Origin of the sequence: Streptococcus hillyeri (assembly GCF_003686955.1) — a bacterium.
Lineage (GTDB): Bacteria > Bacillota > Bacilli > Lactobacillales > Streptococcaceae > Streptococcus > Streptococcus hillyeri.
In genome coordinates this window covers 62,809-82,898 of the sequence record NZ_RCVM01000007.1, presented here as the reverse complement: position 1 = coordinate 82,898, position 20,090 = coordinate 62,809, and the positions used below count along the sequence as shown (strand labels likewise).

Annotated in this window: 16 protein-coding genes and 2 pseudogenes; 3 read left to right on the top strand and 15 right to left on the bottom strand. The window is 40.7% G+C overall.

The window, feature by feature from the left end:
• Positions 1-231: 231 nt before the first annotated feature.
• Both EAF07_RS04975 and galU read left to right on the top strand, forming a co-directional pair.
• Entirely contained in the window at positions 232-1,245 is a 1,014-nt protein-coding gene (locus EAF07_RS04975) for an NAD(P)H-dependent glycerol-3-phosphate dehydrogenase (protein ID WP_121835259.1), read from the top strand.
• Positions 1,246-1,275: 30 nt separating this feature from the next.
• Entirely contained in the window at positions 1,276-2,178 is a 903-nt protein-coding gene (gene galU, locus EAF07_RS04970) for a UTP--glucose-1-phosphate uridylyltransferase GalU (protein ID WP_121835257.1), read from the top strand.
• 103 nt (positions 2,179-2,281) lie between these two features.
• Here the strand turns inward: galU and EAF07_RS04965 are convergent, their stop codons facing one another.
• On the bottom strand, positions 2,282-4,177 hold the full coding sequence (locus EAF07_RS04965) for a M13 family metallopeptidase (RefSeq protein WP_121835255.1): 1,896 nt from the start codon (positions 4,175-4,177) through the stop codon (positions 2,282-2,284).
• Between the two features lie 334 nt (positions 4,178-4,511).
• On the opposite strand from EAF07_RS04965, the gene EAF07_RS04960 reads away from it, so the two are divergent.
• The gene (locus EAF07_RS04960; RefSeq protein WP_121835253.1) at positions 4,512-4,907 is read left to right on the top strand and encodes a hypothetical protein; all 396 of its coding nucleotides are present in this window, start codon (positions 4,512-4,514) and stop codon (positions 4,905-4,907) included.
• Between the two features lie 368 nt (positions 4,908-5,275).
• Here the strand turns inward: EAF07_RS04960 and EAF07_RS04955 are convergent, their stop codons facing one another.
• From EAF07_RS04955 to EAF07_RS04885, 14 genes and pseudogenes are all read right to left on the bottom strand, one after another.
• Positions 5,276-6,340, bottom strand: coding sequence for a hypothetical protein (locus EAF07_RS04955; RefSeq protein WP_121835250.1), 1,065 nt, complete (start codon positions 6,338-6,340; stop codon positions 5,276-5,278).
• A gap of 840 nt (positions 6,341-7,180) precedes the next feature.
• Entirely contained in the window at positions 7,181-8,599 is a 1,419-nt protein-coding gene (gene sufB / locus EAF07_RS04950; RefSeq protein ID WP_121835248.1) for a Fe-S cluster assembly protein SufB, read from the bottom strand.
• 48 nt (positions 8,600-8,647) lie between these two features.
• Positions 8,648-9,082 carry a Fe-S cluster assembly sulfur transfer protein SufU gene (gene sufU, locus EAF07_RS04945; protein WP_121835246.1) on the bottom strand — a complete coding sequence of 145 codons (435 nt, stop codon included), beginning with the start codon at positions 9,080-9,082 and terminating at the stop codon, positions 8,648-8,650.
• Complete coding sequence (locus tag EAF07_RS04940; protein ID WP_121835244.1) at positions 9,069-10,295, bottom strand: cysteine desulfurase; 1,227 nt, start codon at positions 10,293-10,295, stop codon at positions 9,069-9,071. The genes sufU and EAF07_RS04940 overlap by 14 nt, the downstream gene beginning before the upstream one ends.
• A gap of 82 nt (positions 10,296-10,377) precedes the next feature.
• Entirely contained in the window at positions 10,378-11,640 is a 1,263-nt protein-coding gene (sufD, locus tag EAF07_RS04935; RefSeq protein ID WP_121835242.1) for a Fe-S cluster assembly protein SufD, read from the bottom strand.
• 11 nt (positions 11,641-11,651) lie between these two features.
• Entirely contained in the window at positions 11,652-12,428 is a 777-nt protein-coding gene (gene sufC / locus EAF07_RS04930) for a Fe-S cluster assembly ATPase SufC (RefSeq protein ID WP_121835240.1), read from the bottom strand.
• 73 nt (positions 12,429-12,501) lie between these two features.
• Positions 12,502-13,653, bottom strand: coding sequence for a glycosyltransferase family 4 protein (locus EAF07_RS04925; protein ID WP_121835238.1), 1,152 nt, complete (start codon positions 13,651-13,653; stop codon positions 12,502-12,504).
• Positions 13,653-14,372 (bottom strand): adaptor protein MecA, encoded by a 720-nt coding sequence (gene mecA, locus EAF07_RS04920; RefSeq protein ID WP_121835236.1) that lies wholly within the window; start codon positions 14,370-14,372, stop codon positions 13,653-13,655. Before mecA ends, EAF07_RS04925 begins: the two co-directional genes overlap by 1 nt.
• A 623-nt stretch (positions 14,373-14,995) precedes the next feature.
• Positions 14,996-15,153 (bottom strand): annotated as a pseudogene (locus tag EAF07_RS04915) (putative holin-like toxin).
• Between the two features lie 303 nt (positions 15,154-15,456).
• Positions 15,457-15,614: pseudogene (locus EAF07_RS04910) on the bottom strand (putative holin-like toxin).
• Between the two features lie 396 nt (positions 15,615-16,010).
• Entirely contained in the window at positions 16,011-16,862 is an 852-nt protein-coding gene (locus EAF07_RS04900) for a sortase (protein WP_121835230.1), read from the bottom strand.
• Positions 16,849-17,742 (bottom strand): class C sortase, encoded by an 894-nt coding sequence (locus EAF07_RS04895; protein WP_121835228.1) that lies wholly within the window; start codon positions 17,740-17,742, stop codon positions 16,849-16,851. The genes EAF07_RS04900 and EAF07_RS04895 overlap by 14 nt, the downstream gene beginning before the upstream one ends.
• A complete protein-coding gene (locus tag EAF07_RS04890; protein WP_121835226.1) occupies positions 17,729-18,640 on the bottom strand; it encodes a class C sortase in 912 nt (303 codons plus the stop codon). Before EAF07_RS04890 ends, EAF07_RS04895 begins: the two co-directional genes overlap by 14 nt.
• Positions 18,641-18,875: 235 nt before the next feature.
• Positions 18,876-20,072 (bottom strand): MSCRAMM family protein, encoded by a 1,197-nt coding sequence (locus EAF07_RS04885; RefSeq protein ID WP_281272439.1) that lies wholly within the window; start codon positions 20,070-20,072, stop codon positions 18,876-18,878.
• Positions 20,073-20,090 lie beyond the last annotated feature (18 nt).

Sequence of the window (20,090 nt, the reverse complement as noted above, 5' to 3'; positions counted from 1 at the left end):
TATATTTTGTCATAGTAAGGACTCATTTCTAACACAAACGTCTCAGACTTAATTCCACCATAAAAATCCGTTTTAGACTAATTTCCACTTCGAAAGCTAAAGTGGAAATTACTTTGGGAAATTACCATAAAGCTAAATAAAGTGAAAGCCTTTGCTTTTAGAAAGCGGAAATGACAATCTTATGGTATAATGAAAATGATATTATGACAAGTAAAGGAATGAATGATAACTATGGAAAAGCAGAAAGTTGCTGTTTTAGGGCCTGGTTCATGGGGAACAGCTCTAGCCCAGGTGCTCAATGATAACGGCCATGAGGTTCGCCTCTGGGGAAATATTCCCGAACAAATTGATGAAATTAACACTAAACACACTAATACGCATTACTTCAAGGACATTATCCTAGATGAAGGTATCAAGGGCTATAAAAACCTTTCAGAAGCTATTGACGGTGTTGACGCTATCCTCTTTGTAGTCCCAACAAAAGTGACACGTTTAGTGGCAAAACAAGTCGCAGAAATTTTGAAACATAAAGCTGTTATCATGCATGCTTCAAAAGGCCTTGAGCCTGGCACTCACGAACGCTTATCAACTATTTTAGAAGAAGAAATTCCAGCAGAATACCGTTCAGATATCGTTGTTGTTTCAGGGCCGAGTCATGCCGAAGAAACGATTGTTCGTGACATCACCTTGATTACAGCTGCCTCTAAAGACCTCTTAGCTGCCAAATATGTTCAAACTCTTTTTAGCAATGATTATTTCCGCCTTTATACCAATACAGATGTCATCGGAGTTGAAACAGCTGGCGCTTTAAAAAACATTATCGCTGTTGGAGCAGGTGCCCTACATGGACTTGGTTACGGTGATAACGCAAAAGCTGCAGTCATCACACGTGGCCTAGCTGAAATTACACGCTTAGGCGTTAAAATGGGTGCTGATCCACTCACCTATAGTGGTTTATCTGGAGTAGGCGATCTCATTGTTACCGGTACTTCTGTCCACTCTCGTAACTGGAGAGCAGGTGACGCCCTTGGTCGCGGCGAAAAACTCGAAGACATCGAACGTAACATGGGGATGGTCATCGAAGGGATTTCTACCACAAAAGTTGCCTATGAAATTGCTCAAGAATTGGGTGTCTACATGCCAATCACAACAGCTATTTATAAAACCATCTACGAAGGCGCTGACATCAAAGAAGCCGTCCTTGGTATGATGAAAAATGAATTCAAATCAGAAAATGAATTCTAAAATAATAAATTCTATAAATACGGAGGACTTATGAAAAAAGTTAGAAAAGCCGTCATTCCTGCCGCAGGTTTGGGTACTCGTTTTTTACCAGCGACAAAAGCTCTTGCCAAAGAAATGCTTCCTATCGTTGATAAACCAACGATTCAGTTTATCGTTGAAGAAGCCTTAAAATCTGGTATTGAAGAAATCTTAGTGGTTACAGGTCGTGCCAAACGTTCCATCGAAGACCACTTTGACTCAAATTTTGAATTGGAATACAACCTTCAACAAAAAGGGAAAAAAGATTTGCTGAAATTAGTTGATGAAACCACTGATATTACACTTCATTTCATCCGTCAAAGTCACCCACGTGGTCTCGGTGATGCTGTTTTACAAGCCAAAGCCTTTGTCGGAAATGAGCCTTTCGTGGTTATGCTTGGTGATGACCTGATGGATATCACCAATGATAAAGCTCTGCCATTGACCAAGCAATTAATCAATGATTTCGATGCAACACACGCCTCAACCATTGCTGTTATGCCAGTCCCGCACGAAGACGTTTCTTCCTATGGTGTGATTGCACCACAAGGAGAAGGCGTTAACGGACTCTATAGCGTTGATACGTTTGTTGAAAAGCCCACTCCTGAGGAAACACCAAGTGACTTAGCCATCATCGGTCGCTATCTCTTAACCCCTGAAATTTTTGATATTTTAGAAAATCAAAAACCTGGAGCTGGAGGAGAAATCCAATTAACAGACGCTATTGATACTTTGAATAAAACTCAACGTGTTTTTGCCCGCGAATTCAAAGGAAGTCGTTATGATGTCGGAGATAAATTTGGTTTTATGAAAACTTCAATTGATTACGCCCTCCAACACCCACAAGTCAAAGATGATTTGAAAAACTACATTATCGAACTCGGTAAAAAACTTGATAGTAGATCAGAAAAATAAAGCCAAAAAGCACCTAGAGCAAATCTCTGGGTGCTTTTATTTTTTGTCATATCCTTTTTTCTTGAGTCAAATTTCTCACTCTTTGAACATCAATTCCTACTGATTACCAAATAATCACACGGTCGCTTGGTTCACGCCACATGCCGTCTCCATCTTTGACATCAAATGTTTCATGGAACTCATCAAAGTTTGGCAACTGAACATTGGTACGCAATTTACCTGGTGCATGAACATCAACTGAAATCAAGAGTTTCAAGTATTCTTCACGCGCCTTCATACGCCAGATAGTCGCAAAGTTAGTGAAGTAGTCTTCTGCTGAGAAATCATCTTCTTTCTTAGCTGCTTCTAGGGCTGCTGCCAAACCACCTAGGTCTGCTACATTTTCTGATACGGTCAATTTACCATTGACCTTGCCACCAGCAAAATCAATACCGTCAAATTGAGCCACAACCTTGTCCGTACGTTCTTGGAAGGCAGCGTAATCTTCTTCTGTCCACCAATTATTAAGACTACCATATTCATCAAATGACGCACCATTCGTATCAAAGGCATGCGAAATTTCATGGGCAATCACCGCACCAATACCACCATAGTTTGCAGACGATGACTGCTCTAGGCTATAAAATGGTGCTTGCAAAATAGCCGCTGGGAAGACAATTTGGTTCTGTTGTGGGTCGTAATAGGCATTAACCATATGAGCAGGCATGTGCCATTCGCTACGGTCAACTGGCTTATTCCACTTACTCCAGCTATGAGCAATCGAAATCTTCGCTAAGGCTTGTGCATTTTCCAAAAGAGTTAAGTTCTCATCGATCACTTTTTTAGCATAAGTTTCTGGTAATTTCTCTGGATAGCCAATGTGTGGTGTGATCACATTCAACTTGGTGATAGCCTTGTCACGTGTTTCAGGTTTTAGCCATTCATTTTTAGAAAGACGGTCTTTGTAGACAGCAATCATTGTCGCCACTTTCGCTTCAACATCTGCTTTAGCCTCAGCTGAGAATTTTTCACCAGCGTACCATAAGCCTAGAGCTTGGTTAAACGGCCCTTGAGCCAAGTAAAAGGCTGCTTTCTTTTGAGCCATTGCTTGAGGCGTTCCTGAAAGCGTGCGAGCATAAGCTCCAGATAACACGCGGATTTCCTCTGTCAAATAAGACGTGTAAGCTGTCGCTGCCCCGTTAAGCAAAACTGCCTTCAAGAGTGGCCAATTCTTTTCTGAATAGTACTCCGCCGCAAATTCTGTCCAGAATCTTTCCTCAGGAACGATGACTTTATCTGGCAATGTGCCAAGAATTTCTGTCACAATCTTATCCAATGGCAACTCTGGTGCTAATTTTGTAAAATCAGCCCAGTCATACGGATGATAGAGTTTGGCATACTCTGAACCTTCTTCGCTAGATAGGACATATTTGGCAACCTTAGCATCAAGTTCAATAAACTTGTCCAACATGTCTTTGATTTCATCATCAGAAAAACCAAATTTAGCTAGTAAGTCTTCCTCACATTTGCGCCATGTAGCTAATAATTCCTCACCATTTTTTTCAGGCTCTGTGTAGTAGCTTGTGTCTGGCAAAATCGTTGGTGGTGCAGAAGCCCACAACACATTTGTCCTAGCATCCATAAAGTCTGGTGAAACACCAAACCAAAAGACATTCGGCTTACCAGCCATTTCCAGCTCTGCCATTTTATTAGCAAAAGAAGCAAAGCTATCAAAGTTTTTGTATTCCTCGATTAACGGCTTCACTGGCTCAACACCAAGGCGCTCACGCGTTTCAAAATCTGAAACCAGCTTGTGGTATTTAACAAAATTTTGCAGAATGCTATCTTCTGGAACATCATTTCCAGCCAACCACTGATCGGTGGTCTCAAGCATTAAATCCTCAATTTCATCAGCTAAATCTGAAAAGCCACCTGTACGAGGTTTGTCATCTGGAATGACTGCTGTTTTTGCCCATTCACCATTGACAGCATCGTAAAAATCATCTTGTAAACGTATCATCGTTATCCCTTCTAATCTTTAAAGTGCTTACAATTATATCAAAAAAAATCTCAGAAATCATTAACTAACCCCATACCTAGATAATCTTCTTGAAATAGCAAAATAGTCCTACAACCGTTGGTATCACTACTATTTGTCAATTTTAATAAACGCTTCTTAAGATTATCATTAGCTAATCTTAAGGTAAAAATTAAGGTAATATTGGTTTGGTCTATAGGAAAAATTAACACTTGTCTGTTAAGATATAGGTATAAAACTAAGACTAATCAAACTCATCACAGCCATACCGCTATTAAGATGAAAAACAGTCTTTTAACCATAAAAGGAGGATACCATGTCCAATACATTTTTAACAACCAAGAAATTCGTGCAATCGCTCTGTTTAGCCACACTTACAGCTTGTGTTTTAAACATTTCAAATACCGTTACTCATGCGCAAGAACAGGATAAGACTCCTATCACTCAAGAAAGCAGAGGCACCACTAAACCCTGGATGGAGCTTGAGGCTGAATGGCTTTCGGAGGAAGATTACAAAACATTATATAAAGCTGAAGATATTCCATACCGCCTAAAAGTATTGGAAGAGCGTCGCCTATTTTTAGAAAACATTATCGCAGAATCATTTATTGACCATCCTGAAAAATCCGAAAGACCACAATTAATTGAACGCTACTTGCAAATTGTTCGAGAAATTGAAATTTTAGATTCTATTCAAAAGGGACGTCTATAAATATACTCCCCTATCAACTGACGACTAAGCAACACTAACTAATAAAAATCATAAAATTGGCTCTAGAAGACTGTGATGTGCCTCCTCACAAGCAATCTTCTAGAGCTTTTTGAGTATAAAAATCCTATAAAACTTCCTATAAGCGCTATCCATCTTATTAGAAAGTACCTTATGGAACCATCAGTCAGGTCACATGAAATGAACTCATGACCTATGATACCTATAGTATTATTCAGAGTTACACTGGATTATTTTCCACTTCTATGCACACATTGTAGACAAAAAAAGACGTTCACCTCAGCTGTCTGATAGCCACTCACCATAATCAAAAAATCAGCTCGATAAACCTTATCGAACTGACTATTTCATTAAAATGGACTATTTGCCTCAGATTCGTCTCTAGCAGCTTTTTCTTCAGCAGATAACTCTCCTTTAGAATAGGAAGCATTTCCAAAACCATGCCAGCTACCATCAGCTTCAAATACAATAGGGGTGTAACGACCATCTCGGATATCAAATCCAATAGAACGCTCAGAACCTCCAACACCACCTAGACCTGTAATTCCTGGAAGGAGGGCAATCGCACTACCACTGTAGTTTTCAATGCGATAAACTCCTGGATTGACTTGGGTTAATTGACCAATAGTTGCAGAAGTACGCTCCACTCTGACAGCCTTATCATGGCGATTGTATTCTGAAACTGATGAAATAGTACCGTCAGCTCCGATCGTAAATTCGACACTATCAGCTTGTAGACTACTACCTGACCATGTCCCTACAACCTCCAATGGCAATGAGACTGAAGTTGATTGTTGAGAACCAGCTTCTGAAACTTTAGAATCTCCAGTAGATAAGGCACCTTTATGATAAGCAACCCTAAAATCATGCCAGCCATCTTCCCCGAAAATAATTGGAACAAATTGTCCGTCTCTAATAGTAAAACCTGTGTCTGGAGATTTTCCCCAGCCTCCTAATCCTGTAATTCCTGGCAAGAAAGCTTTGCCATCTCCCGTAAATTTTTCAATACGATAGACATCAGAAGAATCTTCGACTAATTTTGTGATATAGCCTGTTGCCTCCTCTGTACGAGGATAATCGGTTTGACTGCCATATTTTGAGACACTGTAAAAACTACCGTCAGCTCCGATCGTAAATTCGACACTATCAGCTTGCAAACTACTGCCTGACCATGTCCCTACAACTTCTTTAGGCATATTAACGCCGGCTTCATCTTTTGCTTTATCTGATTTCTGTCCGTCCGCTACTTTAGATTTTGAATCACTATCTTTAGAAGATTGTTTTGGAGACAAACCAGTTTTGTCTAATTTTGTCACTTCAGACGTTGAAAAACTATCTGATTGCCGATAACTACAAGCTCCCAGAAAAAGAACAGACATAATGGTTACCATTGATAAAATAGAAGATTTTTTCATTGCTAGAACTCCTTGTTTATTTTTCACTTACATTATATTCTTTTTGTAACATAATTGCAATATTTTATCTCAAAAATGTAATATTTTTTATTTTTCAGTAATAATATCTATCCAAAATCAAAATGAGCATTTTAGAGTCTTTAATACCATTAATAGACCACTGAACGAAGTGAGGCTAAAATGTTTCTTTCGCTATAGTAGTATTCTTATTAGTGAAACTGTCCAGTGGACAGTTTCAGCCTGAGCTTAGAAATTAAAAAGCGAGGGTAATTTGCTTGCTAAGAACGGATTTTTGGGAGAACTACAGAAATTGAAAGTCAATTTCGTAGTAGTTCCCTCGCAAGGATGAGTAGGGCGGACGCTGTCGAGTCGTCGACAAGTACAGCCAATCATCTACTGCGATAGAGATAGGCTCAAAAAATAGCAATGAAACTCCGAAGGAGGTTTTGATGTTGACTTTGTCAGCTCTATTTCCCATCTCAAAAGGTTCCCAAAACCTTATCGACTGTGACGAACTCTGTTCGTCTTATTTCCCACCTCCAAAGGTCTCCCAGACCTTTGGAGCGTCCGCACTTTTAAGAAAGAGATAAAAAAGTAATTTTTGATTTTTGTTAAGTATAAATTTCAAGATTATTAACCTAAAAAGCATAAAATCATGGGTAACTCCCTGTTAATTGGGGAGCTACCCATGATTTTATGCTTTTTGGTATTTTCGTTCAAAGACTTATAGATACCTAACTACTAACCATTTTTAGAAACGCTACCGCATTTTCTCATCTACCACCTCAGTTGGAGATTCTTTGTTTTGAAAAGCCTTATGGCTTTTCAAAGCTAAAGAGTCTATCCAACTGAGCCCTCCATTTCATAGGCTATGAGTCTGTTCAGCTCAACGGCGTATTCCATTGGAAGTTCTTTGGTGAATGGTTCAACAAATCCCATAACAATCATTTCTGTGGCTTCGCTTTCTGACAAGCCTCGGCTCATGAGGTAGTAAAGTTGTTCTTCTGAGATTTTTGAGACTTTAGCTTCGTGTTCCAGAGCAACTTGTGAGTTGTGAATTTCATTGAATGGGATGGTATCTGATTTTGATAAGTCGTCCATCAAGATGGTATCACATTCAATGTGGCTGACTGATTTGGCTGAATCCTTACCAAATGTCACTTGACCACGATAGTTTACCGCGCCGCCACCTTTTGCAATAGACTTAGACACAATTGATGATGAGGTATGCGGTGCGTTGTGAATCATTTTTGCCCCTGTATCTTGGTTTTGTCCTGTATTAGCAAAGGCGATGGTTAGCATAGTCCCACGCGCACCTGGGCCATCCAAATATACCGCTGGGTATTTCATGGTTGTTTTGGCACCAAGGTTACCATCAATCCATTCCACAGTTGCATCTTTAAGAGCGCGCGCACGTTTTGTCACCAAGTTATACACATTGTCTGACCAGTTTTGGATAGTTGTATAACGGCAATAAGCGCCATCAAGGGCAAAGATTTCAACAACCGCAGCGTGCAAACTGTTGGTTGAATAAGTCGGTGCTGTACAACCTTCAACATAATGGACACTTGCTCCTTCATCAACGATGATGATGGTACGCTCAAACTGTCCTGTATTTTCATTGTTAATACGGAAGTAAGTTTGTAGTGGCACGTCTACCTTGACACCTTTTGGCACGTAGATGAAGGTTCCACCTGACCAAACCGCTGAGTTTAGCGCAGCCAATTTATTATCCGTAGGAGGAACCAACTTGGCAAAGTATTGTTTGAAAAGGTCAGGGTACTCTTTCAAAGCAGAGTCTGTATCGGTAAAGATAATCCCTAGTTTTTCAAATTCTTCTTTCATATTGTGGTAAACCACTTCTGATTCGTACTGAGCTGAGGCTCCTGCCAAATAAGCACGCTCTGCTTCTGGAATCCCAATGCGTTCAAAGGTTTCCTTGATTTTCTCGGGAACATCGTCCCATGAACGTGCAGGCTTATCAGATGGTTTTTGGTAATAAATAATATCGTCAAAATCAATCTCAGAAAGGTCTGCTCCCCACTCCTGCATCGGCATTTTATTAAAGGCCTCAAGGGATTTCAGACGAAATTCTAACATCCATTCTGGTTCGTTTTTAGCTGCTGACAACTGGCGGACAACAGCTTCACTTAGCCCCTTACCAGTTGAATAAATCGGTTCCACATCATCGTGAAAACCAAATTGGTATTCCCCAAGATCAATCGGTTTTGGTTCTACAATTTCATTTGTTTCAGACATATTTTTCCTTTCTTACTAAGGTCGTCACTAATTCATCAATCTCTTCTCTTACATTGCTTCTCGTTCAATCGCTTTTTTGAGTGCATTCCAGGATAATGTCGCGCATTTAATCCGTTGTGGAAATTTAGACACACCTGCCATAAAGGCTGCGTCGCCTAAATCTTTTTGACGGTCATCGGACTGCCCTTGCACCATTTCAGAGAAAACCGTTGCCAAGGCTAGTGCCTCTTCTTTGGTTTTTCCAATCACTGCATCAGTCATCATGCTTGATGAAGCTGTTGAAATCGTGCAGCCTTCGCCTGCAAAGGCAATATCTTCAATCACGTCGCCATCAAATTTGACCGTTAAGGCAATCACATCCCCACAGGTTGGGTTATTGAGTTGAATAGCTTCAACCCCCTCTAAAATCCCATGGTGATGCGGGCTTTTAGAATGATCGGCAACCACTGCCATGTAAAGGCTATCTAATCTAGAAAGTGCCATTGAAAAACTCCTTCGTCTTATGAACCGCTTCAATCAATTTGTCACAATCTTCCTTGGTATTGTAAAGGTAAAGACTTGCACGAACTGCTGACGATAAACCAAGATGATTGATTAAAGGTTGCGCACAATGGTGTCCCGCACGTACAGCCACACCTTCGTAATCAAGAGCAGTAGCCACATCATGTGGGTGTAACCCATCAATATTAAAAGCTAATACTCCAGCATGTTTTTCAGGGGCTTTTGGTCCATAAACCGTCACCCCTTCAATTGCCTGTAACTGAGGCAAGAGATAGCTAACCAAGTCTTGTTCATAAGCATGAATGGCGTCCATCCCTAGCTCGGTCAAATAATCAATCGCTGCTCCCAGAGCAATGGCTCCTGAGATATTTGGCGTGCCTGCTTCAAATTTCCACGGAAGTTCTTTCCATGTCGCCTCTTGTTCGTAGACAAAGTCAATCATCTCCCCGCCAAATTCGACAGGCTTCATGAGATTAAGAACTTCTTCTTTGCCATAGAGAACACCGATACCAGTTGGTCCTAGCATCTTGTGACCTGAAAAAGTCAGAAAATCACAATCCAATTCTTGAACATCCACAGCCATGTGAGGAACTGATTGCGCTCCATCTACAACCATATAAGCACCAGCTTGATGAGCTAGCTCTGCAATTTCTTTAACAGGATTGATACAACCTAGGATATTTGACACATGGGCAAGACTGACAAATTTTGTTTTTGCAGTCAACTTCCCTTTCAAGTCTTCCATATCCAGCTCACCATCTTTTAGATAGACATAAACGAGCTTCGCCCCTGTTTTCTGACAAGCCTGCTGCCAAGGAATAATATTAGAGTGGTGTTCCATGATCGAAATCAGAACTTCATCACCAGGCTGTAAAATCTGCTCTGCAAATTTGCCAACCCAATTTAGACCTGTTGTCGTTCCTCTGGTAAACAGAATTTCTTTGGTTGATCTCGCATTAATAAAGGAGCGAACTTTCTCACGACTGGCTTCATATTTAGCTGTCGCACGTTCTGCCAAGGTATGCACGCCACGGTGAACATTGGCATTATCCTCCAAGTAATACTGGTTGATGGCATCCAGCACAGCTTTGGGCTTTTGAGTCGTTGCAGCACTATCAAGATAAACAAGGGGCTCGTCATTGACGATCTGGTCTAAAATCTCAAAGTCTTGGCGAATGTTTTGAACATCAATCACTGCTTTTCCTCCTTGTTTCCCTTATTTCAATTGATTTCATTCATCATATTTTAATTCGTTTCTGATAGCACAATAATTGGCTTTAACGCTTATCCAATTTGCTATCTAAAACAGCAATCATTTCATCTCGAACAGCTTTAACTGGGATTTCTGTAATCACAGCTCCCAAGAACCCTAGGATAACCAAGCGTTCTGCCGTTGCTTTATCCAAACCACGGCTCATCAAGTAATACATGTCTTCTGGGTCAACCTGACCAATTGAAGCGGCGTGACCTGCTGTGACTTCATTTTCGTCAATCAAAAGAATTGGGTTGGCATCTGAGCGAGCTTGGTCTGATAACATCAAGACACGGCTCTCTTGTTGAGCATCCGCCCCTTTAGCCCCTTTTACGATGTGACCAATGCCATTGAAAGTCAAGGTTCCACGTTCTAAAATAACACCGTGCTGTAGGATATGACCAACAGAATGATTTCCGTAATTAGTCACACGGGTATCAATTCCTTGCACCTGACGACCACTTGAAGCTGCGACAACTTTCAGATTAGCATGGCTTCCATTTCCAATCAAATCACTGTCAAAATCCGCCACAATATTGCCTTCATTCATCACACCGAGAGCCCAATCCACAGTCGCATCAGCCGCATGGCGAGCACGGCGACTGAGATAAGCCGTCACATGTTCTCCAAGACGGTCAATCGCTGCAAATTTAATCTGGCTTCCTGCACCTGCAATGACTTCAACAGAAACATTGGCAGAAACCTCCTGAGAACCTGAACCAATGGATTCAAAGCGCTCAAGGTAACTAAATTTACTATTTTTACCAGCAATAATCAGAATGTGTTTATTAAACGGCACAGCACTCTCACTATCCTGCAAGAAAATGCCTTCGATAGGCTCCGCAATTTCCACATTATCTGGCACATAGAGCACCGCTGCGCTATTAAAATAAGCATAGTTATAGGCAGCTAGTTTGTCCTCATCACTTTTAACCGCAGAAGCAAAATGCTTCTCAACCACCTCTGGAATCTCTTCCAAAGCTGAATAGAGGTCTGTAAAAATAACCCCTTGCTCAATCAAAGTCATCGGCAATTGTTCCAGCACCGTTTGTGTTCCCACTTGAACGAGCTTTGGATTATCCCCTAAAGCCGTAAAATCAGGAACATTGCCAATTTCTTCAGTCTCCGTCAACGTCCCATCACCTAGGTTCCAACGGTGAAACTTCACACGCTCAATTTTAGGTAAAGCCAAAGTTTCCAACTTGTCAAAAGCTGATAAACGAAGTTCTGCTAACCAAGATGGCTCTGCCTTTAGTTGTGAGAAGTTTTGAATAACTTGTTTACTCATCAGTTCTCCTTTTAGTCTTCGTCATGTTCATGGTATTCAATACCAAGTTCTTCCGCAATCTTGACATACCCTTCTTTTTCAAGACGAGCTGCTAACTCCGCACCACCTGACATCACGACACGACCTTCCATCATCACATGGACAACATCTGGTGTGATGTAGTTCAACAAACGTTGGTAGTGAGTGATAATCATCGCACCGAAGCCCTCACCACGCATCTCATTAACCCCTTTTGAAACGACTTTAAGGGCGTCAATATCAAGGCCTGAGTCAATTTCATCAAGCAAAGCAAACTTTGGTTCAAGCATTAGAAGTTGTAAAATCTCATTACGTTTCTTCTCACCACCTGAAAAACCTTCGTTGAGGTAGCGCTCTGCCATTTCTTCTTTCATGCCAAGTAATTCCATCTTTTCATCCAATTTTGTGATGAAATCACGTACTGAAATCTTATCTTCATCTTCCTTACCAGCATTCATCGCTGCACGGATAAATTCCGCATTGGTAATTCCTGGAATTTCTGATGGGTACTGCATCGCAAGGAAAAGTCCTAGACGAGCACGCTCATCCACTTCCATTTCCAAAATGTTTTCCCCATCAAAGAGGATTTCTCCCTCTGTCACTTCGTAATTTGGGTGCCCCATAATCGCTGCAGAAAGCGTTGATTTACCGGTTCCGTTAGGACCCATAATCGCTGCAATTTCTCCAGTTTTAAGGGTCAAATTTACCCCTTTTAAAATTTCCTTGTCTTCAATAGAAACATGCAAGTTTTTAATTTCAAGTACAGACATGATAATCTCCCAATTTTTTATTTATAACGTTCTTTATTATAGCAAAAAAGCCCCCGAAAGGCTTTTATCGTGCTTACTTCTTTGACTTCTGCTCAAAAAATTCCTTTCGATAAGCAGAATTACCAACCAATTTCAACAGGTGGAAAAGCGGTGTTCGACCTTCTCCCCAAATTTCCAGCCCCTCAATCAATACCTCAAGTCCAAATAACACACCTACCATCAATAGGACGCCGCCTAGACGTGTTGAGACATTTAACAATAAGGAGATTAAGGAAAATAGCAGAGCAATGCCATAGACGACCAACACAGCTCCTTTATGAGAAAATCCCATTGCTAGCAATCTATGATGAAGATGCATTTTGTCAGGTTCATAAAATTTCTTACCCGATAAAGTCCGACGAATAATCGCTACAAAGGTATCCACAATCGGAACCCCCAAAATAATCACTGGCGTCACAACAGCAACCGCCGTTGCATTTTTTAACCCCTGCAAGGATAACACAGAAATCATAAACCCTATAAATAGAGCGCCCGTGTCACCACCATAAATCCAGGCAGGATGATAATTATAAGGAAAAAATCCCGCAATAGAAGCTACAAGAACAAAAATCGTTAGGGTTAAAAAAATATCAGTATCTGCCAAAAAGAAATTAGAAACAATCCCCATGGTCAACAGACTGATCATTGAGACGCCGCTAACAAGCCCATCTAAGCCATCCATCAAATTGACTGCATTAGTCACACCAACAATCCATAAAATGGTTGCTACAAAGGTCAAAACAGGATTAAATTGAAATAAGGGGCCCCCAAAAGGTAGTTTGAAAGAATCAAAGCGAAAATCGGTAAAATACCAGACCAAAACTGCAGCAATAATAATCCCAATTAATTTTTTCTTGGCAGATAACTCATGGATATCATCAATCAGCCCAGTTATCGCCACAATAATACCACCAATCACTACAGGGAGTATATAAGTGAAATAAGTTTGTCCGTGCACTAATCCAGTCACTACCATTGGCATGAAAAACAGAGTCGCAATAGTAAACGAAATCACTACCGCAAGACCACCGCTACTTGGCATCGGTATCTTGTTAATCCGGCGAGCATTTGGTTGGTCAACAGCTCCGATTTTAAAAGCTAACCAACGAACGATTGGCGTCGCAAAAAGCGAGAGCAGAAAAGCACCAATTAAAACCAAGATATATTCTAGTGAAAAACTAGTCATCAAGCCACCTCGATACTCCTAAGCAAAGGCAGAGCATCATCCATCATTAGTTGAATACCATGCTCTTGTAAATAAGCTCGCGTTCTATCTGCCTTATGAGCATGCTCAATCAAGCGTGCAAAAACAATATTAGAATAGTACGCCGGTTGATTTTCAAGAGAAACTAAGACTGTCATGTAGTAACGTCCATCAGCCTTATAAAGCTCTGAAGCCTCTGTCGGAAAATCAATTGATTGGCAAAACGTCACCACTTCTTCAAAAGTTGGAAAATCCAAAACATAGTGAACATAATCCTGAGTCTCTTCAACCTCCTCAGTTGCACTCTTTTCTTCCTGTTCTTCAATATCAGCCAACTGTTTATGAGCCGCCACATCACCTTTTTCAAACATCTTTTGTTCCAACGTTTTGAAAAAATCTTCCGGAGACATCTGTGAAACATCTCCAAGCTCAGCCAAATCGTCAAAATTCAAATCTTGATTAATCTCAGATTTTGTCACAAAGACATCTAAACGATCTTTTCGAGGCGTCACACGAAAACTAAGCATACCACTTTGCTTGAAATTATCAGGTAATTCCAACTCATCCATAACAGAATAGAAAAATTCTTCCGTTTTTTCTTGAGGAATTAAGAAGTCATGTAGTTCCATCCCACGCTCTTCCAAATCCTCCATACTGATCGTAATTTTCAACGTTATTTCGTTGATTTGTTTCATTTCCATTTAATTACCTCGCACGAGACTAGTCATTATATTATACTAGAAAGAGGTTAAAATAGCAATTTTCTGACCTGTTGAAAGCCATAACCAACATATGACAAAACTTAAATATAGCAGCTTTCTATTGAAGCAAACACTATAAAAATACCTCAATTTCAATCTTTCAACACATTCCTAATCAAATCCAACAAAAATGTTTGCACTAGTTTTTACTCCGACCATCTTATCATTTGCAAATGGAATCACAAAGGGCAGTTGCCTCAACAATTCCTCTAGGTAGAACCTTTTGATAATTGCTACCATTTAATAATTTATCACTCATACTATTTTTAATTAGTTATAATGATATCAATCCCCTCTCCTATCATACTAATACCATCATCTTTATAGCTTCACCACAATATAATTCCCTTCAAGCCCCCTAACAGTCACAATGTACTGTCTTTATGACAAGAACATCAAAGTAACAATCTATGATAATTCTTTTTCTTTCCCATTTTTATCAAATGTGATATACTATAGACAGAAAAAGAGCCGGTTTGCAGACCAGCTCCAATGTAGAACCGTTTAAGACGGTGGCTCAGTTTTGCTAAAGAATAGCCGTTACTGTTCCAAAGTATTGACGGCTATTTCTTTTTGTCATCATCTTTGAAGAGTTTATAGCACAAATTAATCAAAGCAATGGTGAATCCACCAAAACCTAGAATCGTTTGCACAACTTCAAAAGCGGTCAAAAAAGATTGCTCCTCCCTCCATTAGATTTTGATGATTTACCCATAGGCATCACCTCTCTTTCAGAATTCAGAGCCGCCGTCTTTGCGAGGTTGTTGCCATTTTAGTGACTGACAACTTCACATCCCTTTAGGGACACTTTTCTACGAAGTCTATTATACCACACGTCTTTATGACAAGAACATCAAAGTAACAATCTGTGATAATTCTTTTTCTTTCCCATTTTTATCAAATGTGATATACTATAGACAGAAAAAGAGCTGGTTTGCAGACCAGCTCCAATGTAGAACCGTTTAAGACGGTGGCTCGTAATTACTATTAAAGAATAGCCGTTACTCTTCCAAAGTATTGACGGCTATTTCTTTTTGTCATCATCTTTGAAGAGTTTATAGCACAAATTAATCAAAGCAATGGTGAATCCACCAAAACCTAGAATCGTTTGCACAACTTCAAAAGCGGTCAAAAAAGATTGCTCCTCCCTCCATTAGATTTTGATGATTTGCCCATAGGCATCACCTCTCTTTCAGAATTCGGAGCCACCGTCTTTGCGAGGTTGTTGCCATTTTAGTGACGGACAACTTCACATCCCTTCAGGGACACTTTTCTACGAAAATAGTATATCACAAATAGATTATATCTACAAATTCATAGTATGTGTCTAATTATGACGCTTTTTAAAAAAACGAACGGCATTTTAATAAAAGCATTTAAAAGCGATTTTTTCCACCAGTACAACATAAAACCACTCCGAAATTCTCTTCTTGATTTGATACAAGATGAGAAGCTTGGGGTGGTTTTTCTAAAAATAATAAATAAACTAAACGAGTATCAATGCTTTTTCTACTGAGAATGGTTTTGATAAAAACGTTGTAAATGATTGATTTGCTAACTCGTCAGCTGTATTTCCCACTATTGAGCGATTAAAAAACGCACCAATTTCCACAAAACGATCATAAATCCTAAGATAGAAACCATCACTACACCACGGTAAAACCATTGAGTCCCTGAGACACGTGAGACTGATTGTCCTTGCTTGGTGAAAGCTTTTTTTAGAACTGGAGCGGTCGTTTTATCCGATTTTTGGTAAACACCGATTCTCTCAAAATTGACCAAAAGGCGTTTATTGAAAGCAGGAATCGGATCACAGGTAATTAAGGTCATGATATTTTTCGTACTAGAAGATGCCAACTTCTCCCACTCCGAAGGCAAGATAATCTCGGTATCAGTCATCCGATATTCCACAATTTCCTGACCATTATCATAATAAAGAACGTCCCCAGCTTTGAGCTGATCAAGATGTCGGAAAAAGACATGGCTTGGCTCTGCACGGTGTCCAGCAATCACTGAACGAATCCCTTTTCCCTCAACAGGAAGAGGCGTCCCATCCACATGCGCCAACCCTATTCCCAAATGATGATAGTCAGCTCCAAGGTAAACTGGCTCCATCACTTCCAAACTAGGGATTGATAAATAACCATAAACAGCGTCTGGATTATCCGATACCCTGTAATTGACCTCATACCCTTCTGCCAAAAAGGGATCCACAATATGATTTTGCGAGTCCAGTTGCTCATTATAATCCAGTGACTTTTGCAATTGTTCTTGATAACTTTTTGTGGTCACAGATGCCGAAAATGTCTTATGACCTTTGACTTGTTCCAGAGACTGCAAAACCATCTGTCCAAAACAATAAACAGGAATTGCAAACGCCACCAACATCAACACGTATCCCAATGATTTTCGTAGCTTAATCTTTGACATGACGATCCTCCAATTGTCTCTCTAATCTCTTAACCGCTTGACGATTACGATACACACGATAGCTCAAAATAAGAATCACAACAATCGCAGCCAGTAAGAGCCACAACCAGTATTGCCCACGCTTTTTCACCGAACGATTCCGCTCAGCAATCGGTGCCGTATAAGGAATCCGTTTCCCGCGCACAAGCAAACGATGACTGTTAATCATGTAAGGAGTGCAAGTCAATAAGGTCGCATAATCTTCCCCTGGTTGAATCAAAACAGGCTCAAAATCATTGGGTTCAACGGTCAAAATCTGATCAACCTTATAAGCCAACACCTGATCCAAAACATGCAGATAGAAAACATCACCTTTTTCCACCTTATCCAACTGAGAAAAAAGTTCAGCCGTTGGCAAGCCCCTATGGGCAGTAATCACCGTATGCGTATTTTCACCACCAACAGGAAGCGAGGTCCCCTCTAACAGACCAGCGCCTTTTTGAAGAACTTCTTCAGCGGTACCGACATACATTGGAATTTCTTGATCAATACTAGGAATTTCCACATAGCCGATACGCTCATGGACCTTCAACATATTAGCATATTCTGAAACCCCTTCTTTTTTCTCTTGATCTGTAAAGGGGTCAAGAACCTCAGTCGGCTTCAAGGTAGCATTAAAAGCCTGAGCTAACCGCAACCGCTCTTCCAGCTCTGCCTTGTCCATCTTAGCGACCGTTTCATCAAATTCCTTAATGATTTCATTAGACTCAATACGGTAGTAATAGCGAGATACCAAAGGATACATCGCAATCGCAAAGCCCAACAAGAAAATCAATAAGAGTACAATCGGATTTTTTTTCTTTTTCGTCACGCGTCTTCGTGAACGCCTATTTCTCCCCATCAGTTGCCTCCACTTTCTTTACAGCAGCTCTCATCTCTTTCAAAGCTCTTTCTGATTGTTTTTTCTTCTTGCGCAATCGTCGAATAATCCATAGCAGAATCACAATCAAACCAAGCGCTACGTAAAACAGGTAGCGATAAAGATGACTGAGCTTGTTCGTCGCAATAAATTCTTCCTCAACCTCTGGAACATATTCTATTCGATGACCTCGTACCAACAAGCGGTGCGTATTGATCATATAAGGGGTGCAAGTCAATAAGGTCACATAATCATGACCAGGAGCAATGAGCAAATCATCAAAATTCGTTGGCTCAATAACCTTTACCTGATCCACCTGATAAGCCAAGACTTCCTTAATATTGTGCACATAAAATTTATCCCCAACCTTGAGCTTGGTCAAGTCCGTAAACATTTTTGCCGTTGGCAATCCCGTATGCGCTGTAATAACGGCATGGGTCGAATTGCCCCCAATAGGAAGGGAGGTTCCTTCCAAGTGCCCTGCCCCCTGCTGCAGAACTTCTTCAGCAGTACCAGCATAGATAGGTAAGTCCACATCAATAACCGGAATTTCCACGTGCCCCATCCGCTCATGAATTTCCAACATACGTGCATACTCCGCACGCCCTTTTTTCTTCATCTCCTCTGACCACGGATCACCACTGACCACATTATTCAGAGAATCATTAAAGGCCTGAGCCAACTTTATCCGCTCATCAATTTCAGCATCATTCAGATTTGCTTTCTCTGCATCGAAGTCTGCAATCTGTTGATTCGACTCCACTCGATAATAAATCCGAGACACTAGCGGATAGGCCATGACCGCCAACCCAAGGAGAAAGATAAACGCTAAAATCACATTATTACGCTTTTGCTTCTTTGATTTTTTCTTTTTCGTCATAATTCCTTAACTACCTTTTTATAGTAAAAGCCTCTATTTTATCGCTTTTCCTAACAGGTAATCCTACCTGCTAGGAGAAACGAGAAAATCTCATTTCTTTAGTTTACCATTAAGCTAGATACGTGTACATAGGCACCAGCTTCTAATGGCAATAACTCATAATGAGGCTGGCACAAACTGTCCAGCCTCATACAAGTTATGGGTACTCATCGAACCTCTTCAGTTTCTTTGAGTGTTAGTTGTTTGATTTTTTAGTGAGATAGTAGCCACTACCAAATAGCAGAGCTGCTAATCCCATCAAGACGTACAAGGTTTCTTCCCCTGTGTCAGGCACATCAAGCGGTGGACGTTTGTTATTTTTGACCACAGTAACCACCTCTTTTGCCTCTTCCTTTCCGACAGTAAAGGCAACAGGAGAAGCCAGTTGAACGTACCCTTTTGGCGATTGAATCTCCCACAGGTAATAGTCCCCATACTCTAAGCCTTCCACACGGAAACGGCCATTTTTCTCTGAGGTGACAACCACTTCCTTGCCATCTTGAAGAACTGGCGTGTACTGCCCTTTATCTTCTGTCATGACTTTGAAAATAGCCCCTTGAAGGGAATGGTTGGTACGACCATCTACCTTCATAAACTCAGCATTTCCACGTGGCAATTTCTTATTGACAACCGTAACCGTCACTAGCTTACTACCAAGTACTTTAAAGTCAGTATCACCTTTTGTGACTTCGTAACCCGCTAGTGGCTCAACCTCCTTGAAACGATAAGTTCCAAGAGGCAGATTAGTCACAGAAATCTCACCCTTTTTATTCGTATAAAGCACTCGACCAGCTTGACCAGAAGCACTGTAACGATACTCCCCGATCAAAGGCACCGCTTTTTCCGAACCATCCTCTGCGAGAGAAACTAAGGTAAACCCAACACCAGCCAAAGGCTTGCCATCTTGATCCACCTTAATCAGCTTCACCGCTGTCGTAATCGTATCAGACTTCTTAGCCACGATAACCAAAGGCTGGACCGTTTGATCTGTCATCTCAAACAGAAATTCTGATGGATAAGAAACCGCCTCTGTCTTAAGAATAGACCGCACATAATAAAGCCCATTAGGCACATGTGGCACTTGAATCTCGTTGTCACCGAAAATCATCTCAAACGATGCCGTTTTAAATGACGAAAGCTGAGCTTCATCCCATGTATGCAAATCCCTCACGATTTGCACACGATTCTCATGCGAATAAGAATCATCCAACTTCCAGACCTGCAACCGGTGACCATCAGGAGATGGCAGTTTTGCTACCACCTCCTGATAGTTTTCCAATCGCAAGACCAAGGTGTGATCTTCTTGCGCATGGACAGCAGTGGTGCCCCATACAAGAGAAAAACACAGAGCCATAGCAAAGAAGATACGACTAATCAATTTCTGTAATGTCATCAATGGCTCCTTTCTCTC